The organism is Mesorhizobium amorphae CCNWGS0123 (assembly GCF_001686985.1).
GTDB lineage: Bacteria > Pseudomonadota > Alphaproteobacteria > Rhizobiales > Rhizobiaceae > Mesorhizobium > Mesorhizobium amorphae.
In genome coordinates, this window is sequence record NZ_CP015318.1 from 3,361,262 (window position 1) to 3,375,784 (window position 14,523).

A 14,523-nucleotide genomic window follows, 5' to 3' on the forward strand; every position below is an offset into this window, starting at 1 on the left:
TCGAGGGAATCAGGCGGCCTGGTCGATGTAGAGACAGCCGGCGGGCTGCGTTTCCGTTGCCTTCAGCTTTGGCGAATAGCGATAGAGCGTCGAGCAATAGGGGCAGACCTTTTCATTGTCGTCGCCCATGTCGAGGAACACATGCGGATGGTCGAAGGGCGGGTTGGCGCCGGTGCACATGAATTCCCGGACCCCGATGTCGATCGCCGGATGACCCGCATCGTTCTGGAAATGGGGAATGGAACCGCCTGCCATCGTCGTCTCCTTAACTCGGTCTCGTCTGCATCTGGATCATAACCCGTCTGTTTGCAAGATCGATGAAATGAAACTGTCGTAAAAGCCTGTCAGAGGATAAGTTAAGCCGGTTAACCGGCTTGAGCATTTTGCGACCAGGCGGAACCTGGCACGGAAGAGCAGGAACAATGAACGAACTGAAGCCGGTACAGAGCGAATTCACCACCGTGGAAAAGGCCAGCCCCCAGGGCGGCAACCCGGATCGTTTCGTCAACCGCGAGTTCTCCTGGCTGCAGTTCAACCGGCGCGTCCTTGAGGAATCGCTGAACGCGCATCATCCGCTGCTCGAGCGGGTCCGCTTCCTGTCGATCTCGGCCGCCAATCTCGACGAGTTCTTCATGGTCCGCGTCGCCGGCCTTGCCGGCCAGGTGCGCGAGGGCATTGCGCTGAAGAGCCCTGACGGCCGCACGCCTGAGCAGCAGCTGGAACAACTGCTGCGCGAGGTCGAGCGCCTGCAGGAGGACCAGCAGAAGAGCCTTTCGGCGCTGATGCTCTTGCTCAACAAGGAAGGCATCGAGAGCATCACCCGCGATGGGCTGACCAGGGACGAGAAGACCTGGCTGGAAGAGCATTTCCAGGACCAGGTGTTTCCGGTGCTCACCCCGCTGTCGATCGACCCGGCGCACCCGTTCCCGTTCATCCCCAATCTCGGCTTCTCGATGGCGCTACAATTGCGCCACCGCAAGAATGGTGAGGAGATGAGCGCGCTCTTGCGCCTGCCGGTGGCGCTGAAGCGCTTCATCCGCCTGCCGGACCGCAAGAACCATGTCCGTTTCATCCCGCTGGAAGAGGCGGTCGGCCTCTATATCGGCAAGCTGTTCCCCGGCTACGAGGTCAAGGGCTCAGGCACGTTCCGCATCATCCGAGACAGCGATATCGAGGTCGAGGAGGAGTCCGAGGATCTGGTGCGCCTGTTCGAGACGGCGCTGAAGCGCCGCCGCCGCGGCTCGGTCATCCGCATCGAGTTCGACAAGCTGATGCCGCCGGAGTTGCGCGACTTTGTCGCCGGCGAGCTTGGCGTCTCCTCGAGCCGCATCAGCGTCTTGACCGGTCCGCTGGCGCTCAGCCAGATTTCGGAGATCGTCGCCGTCGCCCGCGATGACCTCAAATTCATGCCCTACAATCCGCGCTTTCCCGAGCGCATCCGCGAACATGGCGGCGACTGTTTCGCCGCCATCCGAGAGAAGGATATCGTCGTCCACCACCCTTACGAATCCTTCGACGTGGTGGTGCAGTTCCTGCGCCAGGCGATGGCCGATCCGGAAGTGGTGGCGATCAAGCAGACGCTCTACCGCACCTCCAACGACAGCCCGATCGTGCGCGCGCTGGTCGATGCCGCCGAGGCCGGCAAGTCGGTGACCGCACTTGTCGAGCTCAAGGCGCGCTTCGACGAGGAAGCCAATATCCGCTGGGCCCGCGATCTCGAGCGCGCCGGCGTCCAGGTGGTGTTCGGCTTCCTCGAGCTGAAAACCCACGCGAAAATGTCGCTGGTGGTGCGGCGCGAGGACGGCAAGCTGCGCAACTACGTGCATCTCGGCACCGGCAACTACCACCCGGTCACCGCGCGCATCTACACCGACCTGTCCTTCTTCACCACCGACCCGACGATCGCCCGCGACGTCGCTCAGCTGTTCAATTTCATCACCGGCTATGCCGAACCCGCCGAGGAGATGCGGCTGGCGATCTCGCCCTTCACTCTGCGCAAGCGCATCCTGAAACACATCTCGGACGAGGTTCAGCATGCGCTGGAGGGCCGTCCGGCCCGCATCTGGATGAAGATGAATTCGCTCGTCGACCCGATCATCATCGACGCGCTCTACGACGCCAGCCGTGCCGGCGTGGAGATCGATCTGGTCGTGCGCGGCATCTGCTGCCTGCGGCCGCAGGTGCCCGGCCTGTCCGAGAACATCAGGGTAAAATCGATCGTCGGCCGCTTCCTCGAACACAGCCGCATCTACTGCTTCGGCAACGGCCATGGCCTGCCCTCGGACGGGGCAATTCTCTACATCTCCTCGGCCGACCTGATGCCGCGTAATCTCGACCGCCGCGTCGAGACCATGGTGCCGATCACCAATCCAACTGTGCATGAACAGGTGCTTGGCCAGATCATGCTGGGCAACATTATGGACAACCAGCAAAGTTTCGACGTATTGGCTGACGGAACCTCCCGGCGCGTCGTGCTAGAGGAGGGCGAGGAACCGTTCAACGCGCAGGAATATTTCATGACCAATCCGAGCCTTTCCGGACGGGGTGACGCGCTGAAGTCGCACGCGCCCAAGCGCATCGCACAGTTCAAGCGCCGCAAGAAGAACGCAGCGACCGGCGGATGATTTCAACATCCCAGGGCCGGCTCCAGGATCGCCGACCGCTGTCCATCATCGACATCGGATCGAACTCGATCCGTCTTGTCGTTTATGAAGGACTGGCGCGCTCGCCGACCTTGCTGTTCAACGAAAAGATGCTGGCTGGCCTCGGCCGCGGCATCGTTTCGACGGGCAAGCTCGACCCCGAAGCGGTCACCCGCTCGATGGAGGAGTTCCGCCGCTTTCGCGCGCTGTCGAACCAGGCCGGCGCCGAGCACATGTATGTGCTGGCGACCGCCGCCGCCCGCGAGGCGGTGAACGGCCCCGACTTCATCCACCGCGCCGAGGACGTGCTGAAGACCGAGATCCGCGTGCTCTCCGGCCGCCAGGAGGCGCATTATTCCGCACTTGGCGTCATCTGCGGCTTCCATCCGGCCAATGGCGTTGCCGGCGACCTTGGCGGCGGCAGCCTGGAGCTGATCGACATCAATGGCGAGGCGATCGGCGACGGCATCACGCTGCCGCTCGGCGGCCTGCGCCTGCAGGACATGGCGAAGAACTCGCTTGCCCAGGCAGCAAGGATCGCGCGCGAGCACCTGGCACGGGCAAAGCTGCTCAAGGGTGGGCAGGGCAGGGCCTTCTATGCCGTCGGCGGCACCTGGCGAAACCTGGCCCGCCTGCACATGGAGATGACCAACTATCCGCTCGGCGTCATGCATCATTACGAGATCAGCGCCGACAGTGCCCAGAACTTCCTCAAGCAGGTGACGAAAGCCGAGATCGAGAAGGTCAGGGGCATCGAGGGCGTCTCCAAGAACCGCCGCTCGCTGCTGCCCTATGGTGCCGTCGTGCTGCAGGAGATCATGGCGGCGATGCAGCCCTCGAAGATCGTCGTCTCGGCGCTCGGCGTGCGCGAGGGGTTTCTTTATTCGCTGCTGGACGAGGCCGAGAAGAAAGCCGATCCGCTGATCTCGGCGGCAGAGGAACTTGCCCGGCTGCGCTCGCGCTCGGTCACCCACGCGCACGAGCTGGTCGAATGGACCGGCAAGGCCTTCGCTGCCTTCGGCATCGACGAAACCGAGGACGAGGCGCGCTATCGCCAGGCCGCCTGCCTGCTGGCCGATATCGGCTGGCGCGCTCACCCCGAATATCGCGGCAAGCAGTCGCTCAACATCATTGCCCACGCCTCCTTCATCGGCGTCGATCATCCCGGTCGCGCCTTTCTGGCGCTGGTCGGCCTGTTCCGCCACGAGGGCGTGTTCAACGAGGCCGTGCCGGAAATCCGCGGGCTGGCGACGCCGCGCTATCTCGAGCGCGCTCGCACCCTGGCGGCGATGCTGCGTGTCGTCTATTTGCTGACGGCGGCGATGCCGGGCGTCATGCCCAGGCTGAAATGGGAGCCCCGCCCCAATGGTGGGCTGGCGCTGGTGTTGCCGGCCGCGCTGGCCGATCTCTACGGCGAGCGGCCGGCCGGACGCCTGGCGCAACTGGCAAGGGTCACCGGACGCCGGCTGGTGCTGGCGGTTGAGGGCGGGCCGAGCGTTTCGGTGAAATAGGTCGTCAGCCAGAATCAGGTGGCGTCAGCGCCGATCCCGAAGCTCCTTCCGTCGATCGCCCAGGCGCCGGCGCCGGCTATCGCCAGCGCCAGGAAGCCGCCGGCAATCGCAATGTCCTTCATCAGCATCTGCTGGTGCAGGAAGGCGAGCGTCGCATCGTCGGCGCCCTGGCCGTAATGACCGATGAAGGCGGCGGCGATGCAGAAGGCGGCGAGCAGCAGCGCCGCGATCCGCGTCTGGAAGCCGACCAGGATCAAAAGCCCGGCGATCAGTTCGAACAGGCCGGTGCCCCAGGCGGCGAGCATCGGCAGCGGCAGGCCGAGACCGGCGAAATAGTCTGTCGTGCCGGAAATGTTGACCAGCGCCTGGAAGCCGGACGGCACGAACAAAGCGGCGAGCAACAGCCGGGACAAGAGAAGCAACGCGTTGCGGGGCATGGAGACCTCCGTCGTCGTCGGCCGACTATCCCGACTTCCCGATCCTAGCAGGAATCGGCAATCCGGGCTCCTGGATCGACAACGAAAAAGCGGCGCGGAAAATTCCGCGCCGCCTTTCTCAAGGTATCCAGAAATGGCTCAGCCGCGCTTGGCGTCGATCGAATAGGCGCCGGCACCGGAGGAAGCCAGCACAAGGAAGCCGCCGGCAATCGCCAGATTCTTAAGGAAGCTGATCATCTGCATCTGATCGGCCCAATTCATGTGTGCAACCAGCCCGGTGGCGACCGTGAAGATCGCCAGCACCCAGGCGACGATCCGGGTCTGGAAGCCGACGAGGATGGCAAGGCCGCCGAGCAGTTCGATGAGGCCGACGACAATGGCGGTCACGGTCGGCAGCGGCAGGCCGAGGCTGCCGAAATAGCCGGCGGTGCCGGCGATCGCGGTCAACTTGCCGAAACCGGACAGGAGGAAGATTACCGCGAGCAGAACGCGGCCAAGGAGGATGGAGGTAGAGGCATTTGAAGCAGCGCCGGAACCGGCGGCGGAAGTGTTGATCGACATGGTGACTCTCCAGGGGCTTGAGATGATGCCCCTCCAGATAGAGCAGCCCGACTGTTCACCAAAGATGTCGATCTGGCGACAGATCGTTCACAAGGTTACATCGGTGATACTAACTTACCCCGGATGCGTCATGTCCTCCGGCCGCACCAGCCGGTCGTAGTCGGCCTCGCTGACCAGCCCGGTGGCCAGGGCTTCCTCGCGCAGCGTGGTGCCCTTCTTGTGCGCGGTCTTGGCGATCTTGGCCGCATTGTCGTAGCCGATGGTGGGGGCGAGCGCCGTCACCAGCATCAGCGAGCGGTCGAGCGCCGCCTTGATGTTGTCCTCGCGCGCCTCGATACCGACGACACAATTGTCGGTGAAGGAGACCGAGGCGTCGGCCAGCAGCTGCACCGATTGCAGGAAGTTGTAGGCCATCAGCGGATTGTAGACGTTGAGCTCGAAATGGCCCTGGCTGCCGGCGAAGGTGAGTGCGACATTGTTGCCGAACACCTGCACGCAGACCTGCGTCAGCGCCTCGCACTGGGTCGGGTTGACCTTGCCAGGCATGATCGAGGAGCCCGGCTCGTTTTCCGGCAGCGACAGTTCGCCGAGGCCCGAACGCGGGCCGGAGCCGAGGAAGCGGATGTCGTTGGCGATCTTGAACAGCGCCGCCGCCGCCGCGTTGATGGCACCGTGCGAGAACACCATGGAATCGTGGGCGGCGAGTGCCTCGAACTTGTTCGGCGCGGTGACGAAGCCGATGCCGGTGATGGCGGCGATGCGCTCCGCCACCTTCTCGGCGAAGCCGACCGGGGCGTTGAGGCCGGTGCCGACGGCGGTGCCGCCTTGCGCCAGTTCCTGCAGGCCAGGCAGCGTCAACTCGATGCGCTTGATCGACGAGGCGACCTGCGCCGCATAGCCCGAGAATTCCTGGCCCAGCGTCAGCGGCGTCGCGTCCTGCGTGTGCGTGCGGCCGATCTTGATGATGTGGGAGAACGCCTTGGTCTTGGCCTCGAGCGCTGCATGCAGGTGCTTCAGCGCCGGCAGCAGATCGTGGACGATGCGCTCGGCGCAGGCGATATGCATGGCCGTCGGATAGGTGTCGTTCGACGACTGGCTCATATTGACGTGGTCGTTGGGATGCACAGGCTTCTTCGAGCCCATGACGCCGCCCAGAAGTTCGATCGCCCGGTTGGAGATCACCTCATTGGCGTTCATGTTGGACTGCGTGCCCGAACCGGTCTGCCACACCACCAGCGGGAAGTGGTCGTTGAGCTTGCCGTCGATAACCTCTTGCGTCGCTTCGATGATCGCCTTGCCGATCGCCGGGTCGAGCCGCTTCAAATCCATGTTGGCTTCGGCCGCCGCCCGCTTGACGATGCCCAAGGCGCGGACGATCGAAGCCGGCTGCTTTTCCCAACCGATCTTGAAATTACCAAGCGAACGCTGCGCCTGCGCGCCCCAGTAACGGTCTGCGGCGACCTCGATGGGACCGAACGTGTCGGTTTCGGTTCTGGTCTTCTCAGCGCTCACTGGAGGTCTCCGGTTTTCGAAATTCGGCAACGGCGTATCGCGTTGCACAAATCGCTTCAAGCGGAGATTGCAGGCAGTGGCGATGCGAATCGGTTGAAGGATGCAGGTAATCTCCCCCTCGAGGGGGAGATGTCGCCGAAGGCGACAGAGGGGGTCGGTACGTCCTGGCGCGACCGCCTACCGCCGCCAAGAGGCTGGAGTTCCACGCGAGACGACCCCCTCTGGCCTGCCGGCCATCTCCCCCCCCCGAGGGGCCCCGAGGGGGGAGATCTCACCCCGCCGTATAACCGCCGTCGATCGCGAAAATCCCGCCGCTGGTCCACGCCGCCTCGTCGCAGGCCAGATAGACGGCGATGCCGGCGAGATCGCTGGTCTGGCCGATGCGGCCGAGCGGATAGCTGCGCTCGACATAGGCTTTCAGCTCCGCCTGCGCTTCCGCCGGCAGGTTGACGATCGATTTACGTCGCATGGCGGTATCGACCGTGCCCGGCGCGATCGCATTGACCCGGATGCCGCGCGGGCCGAGCTCGAAGGCCAGCGACTTGGTCAGTGAGTTCAGCGCGCCCTTGGACAGCGAGTACAGGCTCGACGGCCGCTTCGGGATCATCTTGCTGGCGAAGTAGGACGAGATGTTGATGACGGAGGCGGCAGCAGTGAGATGCGGCAATAGCCGCTGTGTCAGGAAGAACGCCGCCGTCACATTGAGTGCGAAGGATTGCTGGAATTGCTCTTCTGTAACGCTCTCGAAGGGCACCAGGAAGGCGACGCCGGCATTGTTGACGAGGACGTCGAGCGGCCGCCCCTGTTTCACATGCGCGGCCACCGCATCGATGCCGGCCGAGGTCGAAAGGTCGGCCGACAGGGTTTCGACCGTCGAGCCGTCCTTGCTTGATGCAATCAGCGTCCGGCGCGCCGCCTCAAGCTTGCCGGCGTCGCGGCCGACGATCAGCACATCGGCGCCCTCGCGTGCGAAGGCCTCTGATATCGCCAGGCCGATCCCGTCCGAACCGCCGGTGACTAGAGCCCGCTTGCCGTGAAGTCTCATGGGATCCTCGCGCGTTCCCGCCTGTCATCAGTCGGCGAGGGCAACGCCGATCGGCGGGAGCGTCAAGGCGTGCGCCTATCGCGCAGTATGAAACTTGGACGGCAGGCCAGCCGCGCCCGGCTACGCGCCGGCGGTCACAGGCTCCCGCATGGCCAACCGCGCGGTCACATGACCCTTGACCTGGCGGATCGCCTGTTCGCGCGACATACTTCCCGGCCGCAGGGCGAGCCGCAGCCATAGCCCGTCAATCAGCGCGGTGACGCCAAGCGCGATGTCCTCGGCCTCGCTGGGCGAAGCAAGGCCACGCAGGCCGGACAGCAGATTTGAGCGCATGCGCGCGTGGATCACCCTCTGGATACGCGCCAGCTTCTCGTCGCGCGGCACCTCGGCGCAGAGCGAAAGCCAAGCATGGCAGAGTGGAGGCTGGAACAGATGCGGCTCGAAATTACCCTCGACCACCGCATCCAGACGCTCCATCGGCGTCCGTGCCCAGCGAAGCCGCGCGATCACCGCATCGCGCAGGACGGTATTGGCCTCGCGCATCGCGTGCTCGAACAATTCCTGCTTGTTGCGGAAATAGTGCAGCACGATGCCCTTCGAGGCACCAGCATGGGCCGCCACCTTTTCCAGCGTCGCGCCGGCAATGCCCTCGCGTTGCAGCACCGCGAAGGCCGCCTGCCGCAGCTCCTTGCGGCGTATGTCACTGAGACGCTTGAGTTTCACCGGATAGATCCATGTATCGAAAAACCACGTTGACATTTTCGTCCATCTAGATCAACAATTGACCGATGGGACAATAAATAGACCAACCGGTCAATATCATACGGTGAGGAGAACCGAAATGTTGCGCATCTTTGCAAATGGCGTCTGTCTAGCCGTGCTGGCGCTGGCCTCTCACGCTGCCCAGGCGGGCGAGACCGAGCAGTGCAGGACGGTACGCATGGCCGAACCCGGATGGAACGATCTCGCTTTCACGACTGGGGTCGCCAGCGTCCTGCTCGACGCCCTCGGCTATCAGGCGAAAAGCGATGTGCTCGGCCTCAACGTCATCTATGAGGGCATGAAGAACAAGGACCTGGACGCCTACCTCGGCTATTGGGATCCCGCCAGCGTCGTCTATTATGAGCCTTACAAGAAGGACGGCTCGGTCGAGAATGTGCGCGTCAATCTCGAAGGTGCCAAATACACTTTCGCGGTGCCCACCTATGTCTGGGAGGCCGGGGTCAAGGACTTCTCCGACCTGCACAAATTCGCCGACAAGTTCGGCAAGAAGATGTACGGCATCGAGCCCGGATCGAACCAGCTGATGATGGATGCCATTGCCGATCCTTCGCTCGGCCTCGATGGCTGGCAGGTAGTCGAGTCCAGCGAAGCCGGCATGCTGTCGGAGGTCGGCTATCAGATCAAGGAAAAGCATTTCATCGTCTTCCAGGCCTGGGCGCCGCATCCGATGAATGCGATGTACGACTTCAAATATCTGACCGGCGGCGACAAGTTCTACGGCCCGAATTTCGGCGCCGCGACGGTGACGACGCAGGCGCGCAAGGGCTATGTGCAGGAGTGTCCGAACGTCGGGCAGCTCTTGAAGAATCTTGTCTTCGACGTCGACTTCGAGAATGTCGGCATGGGCTATCTGATCAATGACGGCATGAAGCCTGAAGAGGCCGGACTGAAGGCGATCACCCTGAACAAGGGCCGTCTCGACGCCTGGCTCGCCGGCGTCACCACTTTCGACGGCAAGCCGGGCCTTGCTGCGGTGAAGGAAAAGCTCGGCCTGTGAGCTTCGTCGAATTGGAGGTCGAGCAGCAAGACTGGGCAGGCCGCAAGCGAATGGCCGATGTCGACGGCCTCTCCGTGGCCTATGTCGAATTCCCCGGCGCCGAGCCGGCCTTGCTGCTGATCCACGGCTTCACCGACACCAGCCGCAGCTTTTCGCTGCTGGCGCCGCACCTTTCCGGACGCCGGCTGATCATTCCGGACTTGCGTGGCCACGGCGCCTCGCAGGCCGGGTTGCGAGCCTTCCGGCCTGCCAGCTTCGCCGACGACATTGCCAGGCTGATCGAGCAGTTGCGGCTCGATCGGCCGGTCCTCGTCGGCCATTCGCTTGGTGCCATGGTGGCTATCGCGCTGGCCGCGCGGCATAGGGAACTCATCGGCGGGCTGGTGGTCCTGGCCGGCACGTTGAAGCCCGATTTCGCGCCGGATCATCCTTTAGTCGCCGGCGTTCAGGCTCTGCGCGATCCGATCTCGCCGGCCGATCCTTTCTATGACTGGTGGCATGCCTGCCGGACTGGTGTGCCCCAACCCTTTCTCGCCGGCATGGCGAAAGACGCCTCGACAATGCCGGTGGCGAGCTGGCGCGCGGTGCTCGAAGAAATTCGTCGCGCGGATCTGACTGACGCGGCGCGAGCTGTACAGGCGCGAACGCTGATCATCGCCGGTGCAGTCGACCCGCTGTTTGGCGAAGCGCATCAGCAAGCGCTGCGGCGCTGTCTTCCGGGTTCCGACTTCATCCGCATCGAAGGCTGCGGCCACAATCCGCATTGGGAGGATCCGGCGCTTGTTGCCGCGGCCGTCACCGACAAGTTCAGGGCAGGGCTAGCTCAACAGCGATTGCGAGGTCGGTGAAAGCCGCAGGGTCTGCGTCGGTCTGGCGCAGTTCGGTTCCGTTGCCCGGTGGAAGGTCCGCCACATCGGTGAAGCGGCCAGGGTCGCTTCATGATTTGCGTGCGCGTCGGCGCTGGCGAATCCCAAGACGCTGATGAACACGTTTTCGCCTGATCGCACCGGCAGGCGCGGAAAGCTGTTTTCGGCGTGCTCGGTGACGAAGGCGCCGAGCAACCTTGCGCCGAGCGCCTTGAGCAGCGGAACGGCTCCGGTTTCGAAGGTTTCGGCAAAGCCGGCCTCGGTGCCGGGCCACAAATGATGAATCTTGATTACAACAATGGCCTTCAAGTAATTGTTATCGCTCAGTTTTTCCTGCTCAGATCCATCAGATCTTCGCAAACCCGACAGGTCTAAGCCGGCGCCCGGCCATGCCGGTTTCAATAGCAGCACGTCGTCGGAATCGATCATCGTGGCATTGGCGGCGTCGCGCCATGCGGCCCACACCGGCCCGTCATAGAAGGCGGTCAGTGCATCTTTTCGCGCATCCATGCCGTCAAAGCCGCGCATCCAGACGAACATGTCGGGCCGGTCGAGGTCGCGGAACTGGCCGATGATGGTCATGCCGGCCGCTTCCTGGCCCTCGATCAGATGGCTGTCGAAGACATCGATCAGTGCGTCGCGCCGGCCGGGTCTTAGCGTGTACTGCCGCAATTCGACCACGGGCGAGGCGAGCAGGCCGGCTGTCGCGAGGGCTTTCAGGGGCAGGTTCATCGCACACTCTCCAAAACAGGATGATCATCCTGTTTACAAAACAGACCGGTTGTCCTGTTTTGTCAATCTGCTATCGTTTGAAAATGTCAGCAGAGATTTCCGCTCGCCCAAGATCGCGGGCTCAAAAACGCACCAACGACCCCGAAGGCATGCGCAATCGGGTGCTCGATGTCGCGGAAGCGTCGTTTCAGGAGCGTGGTTATCACGCTTCCAGCATCGGCGACCTGATGGCGGCGGCCGGCGTCACCGGCGGCGCGCTGCATCACCACTTCCCGACCAAGAAGGCGCTGGCCCTGGCGGTGATCGAGGAGCGGGTGGCTGCCACCGTCGAAGAAACCTGGATCGCGCCGGTGCGGGCTGCGGGATCGGCCCGCGAGGGCATACGCGCCGTGTTCGAGACGGTGGCGGCGGAACTGGAACAACAGGGCTTCGTGCGCGGCTGCCCGCTCAACAATCTGGCGCATGAGCTTTCACTCGCCGACCCGGATTTCCGCGCCGCCCTTGCCGGCATCTTTGCCGCCTGGCGCCAGGCGATCGCCGGCAAGGTCAGGACCGACCAGCAAGCGGGCAGGGAGCAGGACACCGATCCGGGTCGCTTCGCGGCGCTCGCGGTCGCCGCCTATTCCGGCGCCATGTCGATGGCCAAGACGGCGCAGGACGCCGGCCCACTGCGCGATTGCCTGGCGGAATTGGAACGCCGCACCGATTCAGCTGCGTCGTCCCTGGGCCGAGCGGGAGCGAAGCGACGCCGCAGGGTGCTGCTGCGGCCGGGAAAGCCCTGAAGCCGGAGGAGCAGTAGGGCGCCGCTCTATTTCGCCAGCGGTTTGATCGTCTCGTAACCGTTCACCGATTCCGCGCTGGTGCCCTCGTCGTAGCGCCGGGCGAGAGCCGCCTGCAGATCTGGCGCATAGAGCGCAGTGAACGCGTCCAGCGTCTCGCCGGCCCCATTCTTGAAGGTCTCCTTGACCGCCAGTACCTTGTATTTGCAGTCGCCCAGGCTGAACGTCTCCTTGCCCTTGACGACCAAAGTCAGCGTCTTGGTGCTCTTCGGCTGCTTGTTCGGCGACAGTTCGACGAATTCGATCGTGCTCTTTGCCCCCGTCTTCAGCGGAAACAGTTTTCGCAGATCGGAAAACGGGATCATCGCCACCCGACCGGTATCGCTATCACGAAACACCTCGATCAGGCCGTTGAACAGGAACTGCGTCTGCGGCGATTCGGATTCGTATTTGTTGGCGACGGCAACCATGCCGCCGGCCGTCGGGCGAAACTCGCTGCGGATGCCGGGCTTTTCCAGCACGAAGCCGGCCTTGGCGGATCTCGCGTCGACGCAATCGGCGGCATGGGCAACACCCGCCGGCAGCAATGCGGCCAGCATCATGACGATCGGTGCAACTTTCATGGCGTCCTCCTATGCCCGTGCAAGTTGAAGGCCAAGACATGCCAGACCTGTAGCGACATGTCGATGCGTGAGCGCTGCACTGGACGGCCGGGCGCCGGCTGTGCTGAACTTCAGCGCATGATGAATCGCCTTCCGCCCCGCCTGCTGTCCCGGCGCAACTTTTTGACCCGGGCGCTGGGGGTTGCTGCCGCCAGTGCCTTTGTGCGTCCGGCGCTCGGCCAGACCGGGCAGCGCATCCAGCCCATCGACGCCACCTTCCTGTTCATCGCCGACGTCCATGCCTGCCGCATGGCGAGCGGCCTCAGCCCCAACTGCCAGCAGGAAGGCAAGACCGACGCCGCCCTGCTGCGCAATGTCGCTGCGCTCAACGGCATTGGTGACAAGGATTGGCCGGCCGAGATCAACGGCGTCGCCGCCGGCCTGCGTTCGGCCGGCCGCCGCATCGGCGCGCCGCTCGGCCTCGTCGTCGGAGGCGACATCACCGACGACGGCGGCGGCCAGATCACCCAGCCCAGCGAAGGCACGCAGCTGCTGCAGTTCAGCCAGCGCTATCAGCAAGGGATCGGCCCCGACCGTGTCCACATGCCCGTCTACGTCGGGCTCGGCAATCACGACATCGACCAGAACGGGCCGTCGGATCATGTCGACTGGTACCGCCGCGAGATGCGCGACTATGTCGAGGTCAACCACCGCCCCGGCGTGTTCTTCAAGCCGCCGGTGCCGGCGACCGAATATGACGTCGACACCGACTGCTATTCCTGGGACTGGGGCGGCCTGCATCTTATCCAGACGCATCGTTTCGCCGGCGATACGGGCCACGGCGCCATCTCCAGCCTGCCATGGCTGAAGCAGGATCTGGCGACCTATGCCGGCGACGGCCGCCCGGTCATCCTGTTCCAGCACTATGGCTGGGATACTTTTTCGATCGAGAAATGGGATCCGGCCCAGCGGACCTACGACGATGACGGCACCGGCGCGCCGCACTGGTGGAGCGAGGCCGACCGCCAGGCGCTGCTGTCGGCGCTGAAAGGCTACAATGTCATCGCCATTTTCCACGGCCACCAGCACGAGATACCGATGATCTACAGTCGAGACGGGCTCGATCTGTTCAAGCCGAAGGCCGCCTATATGGGCGGCTTCGCGCTGGTGCGAGTGACCGGTGACGGCATAGATGTGGTGCTGGGCGAGGCGACCGGGGACCATGGCGAGGTGATGTTCACCAACGCCTTCTCGAAGAGCCTGAGCTTCTAAGGCGCGCTGGCGGGACTGCGGCAGTGGTCGTATTTTCGGGATCGGCCCGGCTTCTCCGGGGCTAAACATGCAGGGTTGGCTTCGCAGGCAAGTCGGGAGAAACCATGGCTGAATTCACCCTCTTCATCGGCAACAAATGCTTTTCGTCCTGGTCGCTTCGGCCATGGGTGGCGATGCGGCATCTGGAGATACCGTTCGAGGAAGGCTTCGTGCGCTTGCGCACGCCGGAAACCGCCGCCAACCTAGCCAAGGTGTCGCCGACCGGGCTGGTGCCCGTCTTGAATCACAATGGCAAAATTGTCTGGGAAACCCTTGCCATCCTTGAATATCTCGCCGACCTGTTTCCGGAGAAAAAACTCTGGCCCGATGATATCGGTGCCCGCGCGCTGGCCCGCTCGGTGGCGACCGAGATGCATTCCGGCTTTCGTGAGGTCCGCTATGGCTGGCCGATGAATTTGCGCCGGCCCAAGGCGCATAAACCGCTTGACGCTGAAGGCGAGACACAGCGGGCTCGCATCGAGGCGATCTGGCGGCAATGCCGTACCGAGTACGGCAAGGGCGGCCCGTTCCTGTTCGGCCATTTCACCGCGGCCGATGCCATGTATGCGCCGATCGTCACCCGCTTCGACACCTATGGCGGCGAACTGGCGCCGGATACACGCGCCTATGTCGACGCCGTGCTTTCAACGCCGGCGATGCGGCACTGGTATGCGGAATCCGCCAAGGAGACGTGGCCGGAACCCGGGCCGCACGAACAGGACTGACCAAGAGATCATCGCCGGAC

At 63.7% G+C, this 14,523-nt stretch carries 15 protein-coding genes; 7 read left to right on the forward strand and 8 right to left on the reverse strand.

The annotated features are described in order from the left end of the window. Nucleotides 1-9: 9 nt before the first annotated feature. Complete coding sequence (locus A6B35_RS15765; RefSeq protein ID WP_006200489.1) at nt 10-255, reverse strand: zinc-finger domain-containing protein; 246 nt, start codon at nt 253-255, stop codon at nt 10-12. 167 nt (nt 256-422) lie between these two features. On the opposite strand from A6B35_RS15765, the gene A6B35_RS15770 reads away from it, so the two are divergent. Together A6B35_RS15770 and ppx are read left to right on the forward strand one after the other, a co-directional pair. Beyond that, a complete protein-coding gene (locus A6B35_RS15770) occupies nt 423-2,624 on the forward strand; it encodes an RNA degradosome polyphosphate kinase (protein ID WP_006200488.1) in 2,202 nt (733 codons plus the stop codon). Further along, nucleotides 2,621-4,153 carry an exopolyphosphatase gene (gene ppx, locus A6B35_RS15775; RefSeq protein WP_006200487.1) on the forward strand — a complete coding sequence of 511 codons (1,533 nt, stop codon included), beginning with the start codon at nt 2,621-2,623 and terminating at the stop codon, nt 4,151-4,153. Before A6B35_RS15770 ends, ppx begins: the two co-directional genes overlap by 4 nt. 14 nt (nt 4,154-4,167) lie before the next feature. On the opposite strand, the gene A6B35_RS15780 is transcribed toward ppx, so the two are convergent. From A6B35_RS15780 to betI, 5 genes are all read right to left on the reverse strand, one after another. Continuing rightward, the gene (locus A6B35_RS15780) at nt 4,168-4,590 is read right to left on the reverse strand and encodes a DoxX family protein (RefSeq protein WP_006200486.1); all 423 of its coding nucleotides are present in this window, start codon (nt 4,588-4,590) and stop codon (nt 4,168-4,170) included. A gap of 138 nt (nt 4,591-4,728) precedes the next feature. Beyond that, nucleotides 4,729-5,151 carry a DoxX family protein gene (locus A6B35_RS15785; RefSeq protein ID WP_006200485.1) on the reverse strand — a complete coding sequence of 141 codons (423 nt, stop codon included), beginning with the start codon at nt 5,149-5,151 and terminating at the stop codon, nt 4,729-4,731. 114 nt (nt 5,152-5,265) lie between these two features. Further along, on the reverse strand, nt 5,266-6,663 hold the full coding sequence (gene fumC / locus A6B35_RS15790) for a class II fumarate hydratase (RefSeq protein WP_006200484.1): 1,398 nt from the start codon (nt 6,661-6,663) through the stop codon (nt 5,266-5,268). Nucleotides 6,664-6,934: 271 nt separating this feature from the next. Continuing rightward, nucleotides 6,935-7,708, reverse strand: a complete 774-nt coding sequence (locus A6B35_RS15795) for an SDR family NAD(P)-dependent oxidoreductase (RefSeq protein ID WP_006203011.1) — start codon at nt 7,706-7,708, stop codon at nt 6,935-6,937. A gap of 120 nt (nt 7,709-7,828) precedes the next feature. Beyond that, nucleotides 7,829-8,467, reverse strand: a complete 639-nt coding sequence (gene betI / locus A6B35_RS15800; RefSeq protein WP_006203014.1) for a choline-binding transcriptional repressor BetI — start codon at nt 8,465-8,467, stop codon at nt 7,829-7,831. Between the two features lie 82 nt (nt 8,468-8,549). Between betI and choX the strand changes: the two genes are divergently transcribed. Together choX and A6B35_RS15810 are read left to right on the forward strand one after the other, a co-directional pair. Then, nucleotides 8,550-9,488: a choline ABC transporter substrate-binding protein gene (choX, locus tag A6B35_RS15805; protein ID WP_006203015.1), complete on the forward strand. Its 939-nt coding sequence runs from the start codon at nt 8,550-8,552 to the stop codon at nt 9,486-9,488. Then, nucleotides 9,485-10,336, forward strand: coding sequence for an alpha/beta fold hydrolase (locus tag A6B35_RS15810; RefSeq protein WP_006203019.1), 852 nt, complete (start codon nt 9,485-9,487; stop codon nt 10,334-10,336). Before choX ends, A6B35_RS15810 begins: the two co-directional genes overlap by 4 nt. Here A6B35_RS15810 and A6B35_RS15815 read toward each other — a convergent pair. Then, entirely contained in the window at nt 10,307-11,086 is a 780-nt protein-coding gene (locus A6B35_RS15815; RefSeq protein WP_006203020.1) for an NIPSNAP family protein, read from the reverse strand. The genes A6B35_RS15810 and A6B35_RS15815 overlap by 30 nt on opposite strands. A 149-nt stretch (nt 11,087-11,235) precedes the next feature. On the opposite strand from A6B35_RS15815, the gene A6B35_RS15820 reads away from it, so the two are divergent. Further along, nucleotides 11,236-11,868, forward strand: coding sequence for a TetR/AcrR family transcriptional regulator (locus tag A6B35_RS15820; RefSeq protein WP_006203021.1), 633 nt, complete (start codon nt 11,236-11,238; stop codon nt 11,866-11,868). Between the two features lie 26 nt (nt 11,869-11,894). Here the strand turns inward: A6B35_RS15820 and A6B35_RS15825 are convergent, their stop codons facing one another. Next, on the reverse strand, nt 11,895-12,488 hold the full coding sequence (locus A6B35_RS15825; RefSeq protein ID WP_006203023.1) for a hypothetical protein: 594 nt from the start codon (nt 12,486-12,488) through the stop codon (nt 11,895-11,897). Nucleotides 12,489-12,605: 117 nt separating this feature from the next. On the opposite strand from A6B35_RS15825, the gene A6B35_RS15830 reads away from it, so the two are divergent. Both A6B35_RS15830 and A6B35_RS15835 read left to right on the forward strand, forming a co-directional pair. Beyond that, a complete protein-coding gene (locus A6B35_RS15830; protein WP_006203025.1) occupies nt 12,606-13,739 on the forward strand; it encodes a metallophosphoesterase in 1,134 nt (377 codons plus the stop codon). Between the two features lie 104 nt (nt 13,740-13,843). Next, on the forward strand, nt 13,844-14,503 hold the full coding sequence (locus A6B35_RS15835) for a glutathione S-transferase family protein (protein WP_006203026.1): 660 nt from the start codon (nt 13,844-13,846) through the stop codon (nt 14,501-14,503). Nucleotides 14,504-14,523 lie beyond the last annotated feature (20 nt).

Bases quoted from the DNA above. Each gene is read 5' to 3' on its own strand.
- A6B35_RS15770 (WP_006200488.1), top strand. From the start codon at position 423: ATGAACGAACTGAAGCCGGTACAGAGCGAATTCACCACCGTGGAAAAG.
- choX (WP_006203015.1), top strand. From the start codon at position 8,550: ATGTTGCGCATCTTTGCAAATGGCGTCTGTCTAGCCGTGCTGGCGCTG.
- A6B35_RS15780 (WP_006200486.1), bottom strand. From the start codon at position 4,590: ATGCCCCGCAACGCGTTGCTTCTCTTGTCCCGGCTGTTGCTCGCCGCT.
- A6B35_RS15835 (WP_006203026.1), top strand. From the start codon at position 13,844: ATGGCTGAATTCACCCTCTTCATCGGCAACAAATGCTTTTCGTCCTGG.
- A6B35_RS15795 (WP_006203011.1), bottom strand. From the start codon at position 7,708: ATGAGACTTCACGGCAAGCGGGCTCTAGTCACCGGCGGTTCGGACGGG.
- A6B35_RS15820 (WP_006203021.1), top strand. From the start codon at position 11,236: ATGCGCAATCGGGTGCTCGATGTCGCGGAAGCGTCGTTTCAGGAGCGT.
- A6B35_RS15785 (WP_006200485.1), bottom strand. From the start codon at position 5,151: ATGTCGATCAACACTTCCGCCGCCGGTTCCGGCGCTGCTTCAAATGCC.
- A6B35_RS15825 (WP_006203023.1), bottom strand. From the start codon at position 12,488: ATGAAAGTTGCACCGATCGTCATGATGCTGGCCGCATTGCTGCCGGCG.
- betI (WP_006203014.1), bottom strand. From the start codon at position 8,467: ATGTCAACGTGGTTTTTCGATACATGGATCTATCCGGTGAAACTCAAG.
- A6B35_RS15815 (WP_006203020.1), bottom strand. From the start codon at position 11,086: ATGAACCTGCCCCTGAAAGCCCTCGCGACAGCCGGCCTGCTCGCCTCG.
- A6B35_RS15830 (WP_006203025.1), top strand. From the start codon at position 12,606: ATGATGAATCGCCTTCCGCCCCGCCTGCTGTCCCGGCGCAACTTTTTG.
- ppx (WP_006200487.1), top strand. From the start codon at position 2,621: ATGATTTCAACATCCCAGGGCCGGCTCCAGGATCGCCGACCGCTGTCC.
- A6B35_RS15765 (WP_006200489.1), bottom strand. From the start codon at position 255: ATGGCAGGCGGTTCCATTCCCCATTTCCAGAACGATGCGGGTCATCCG.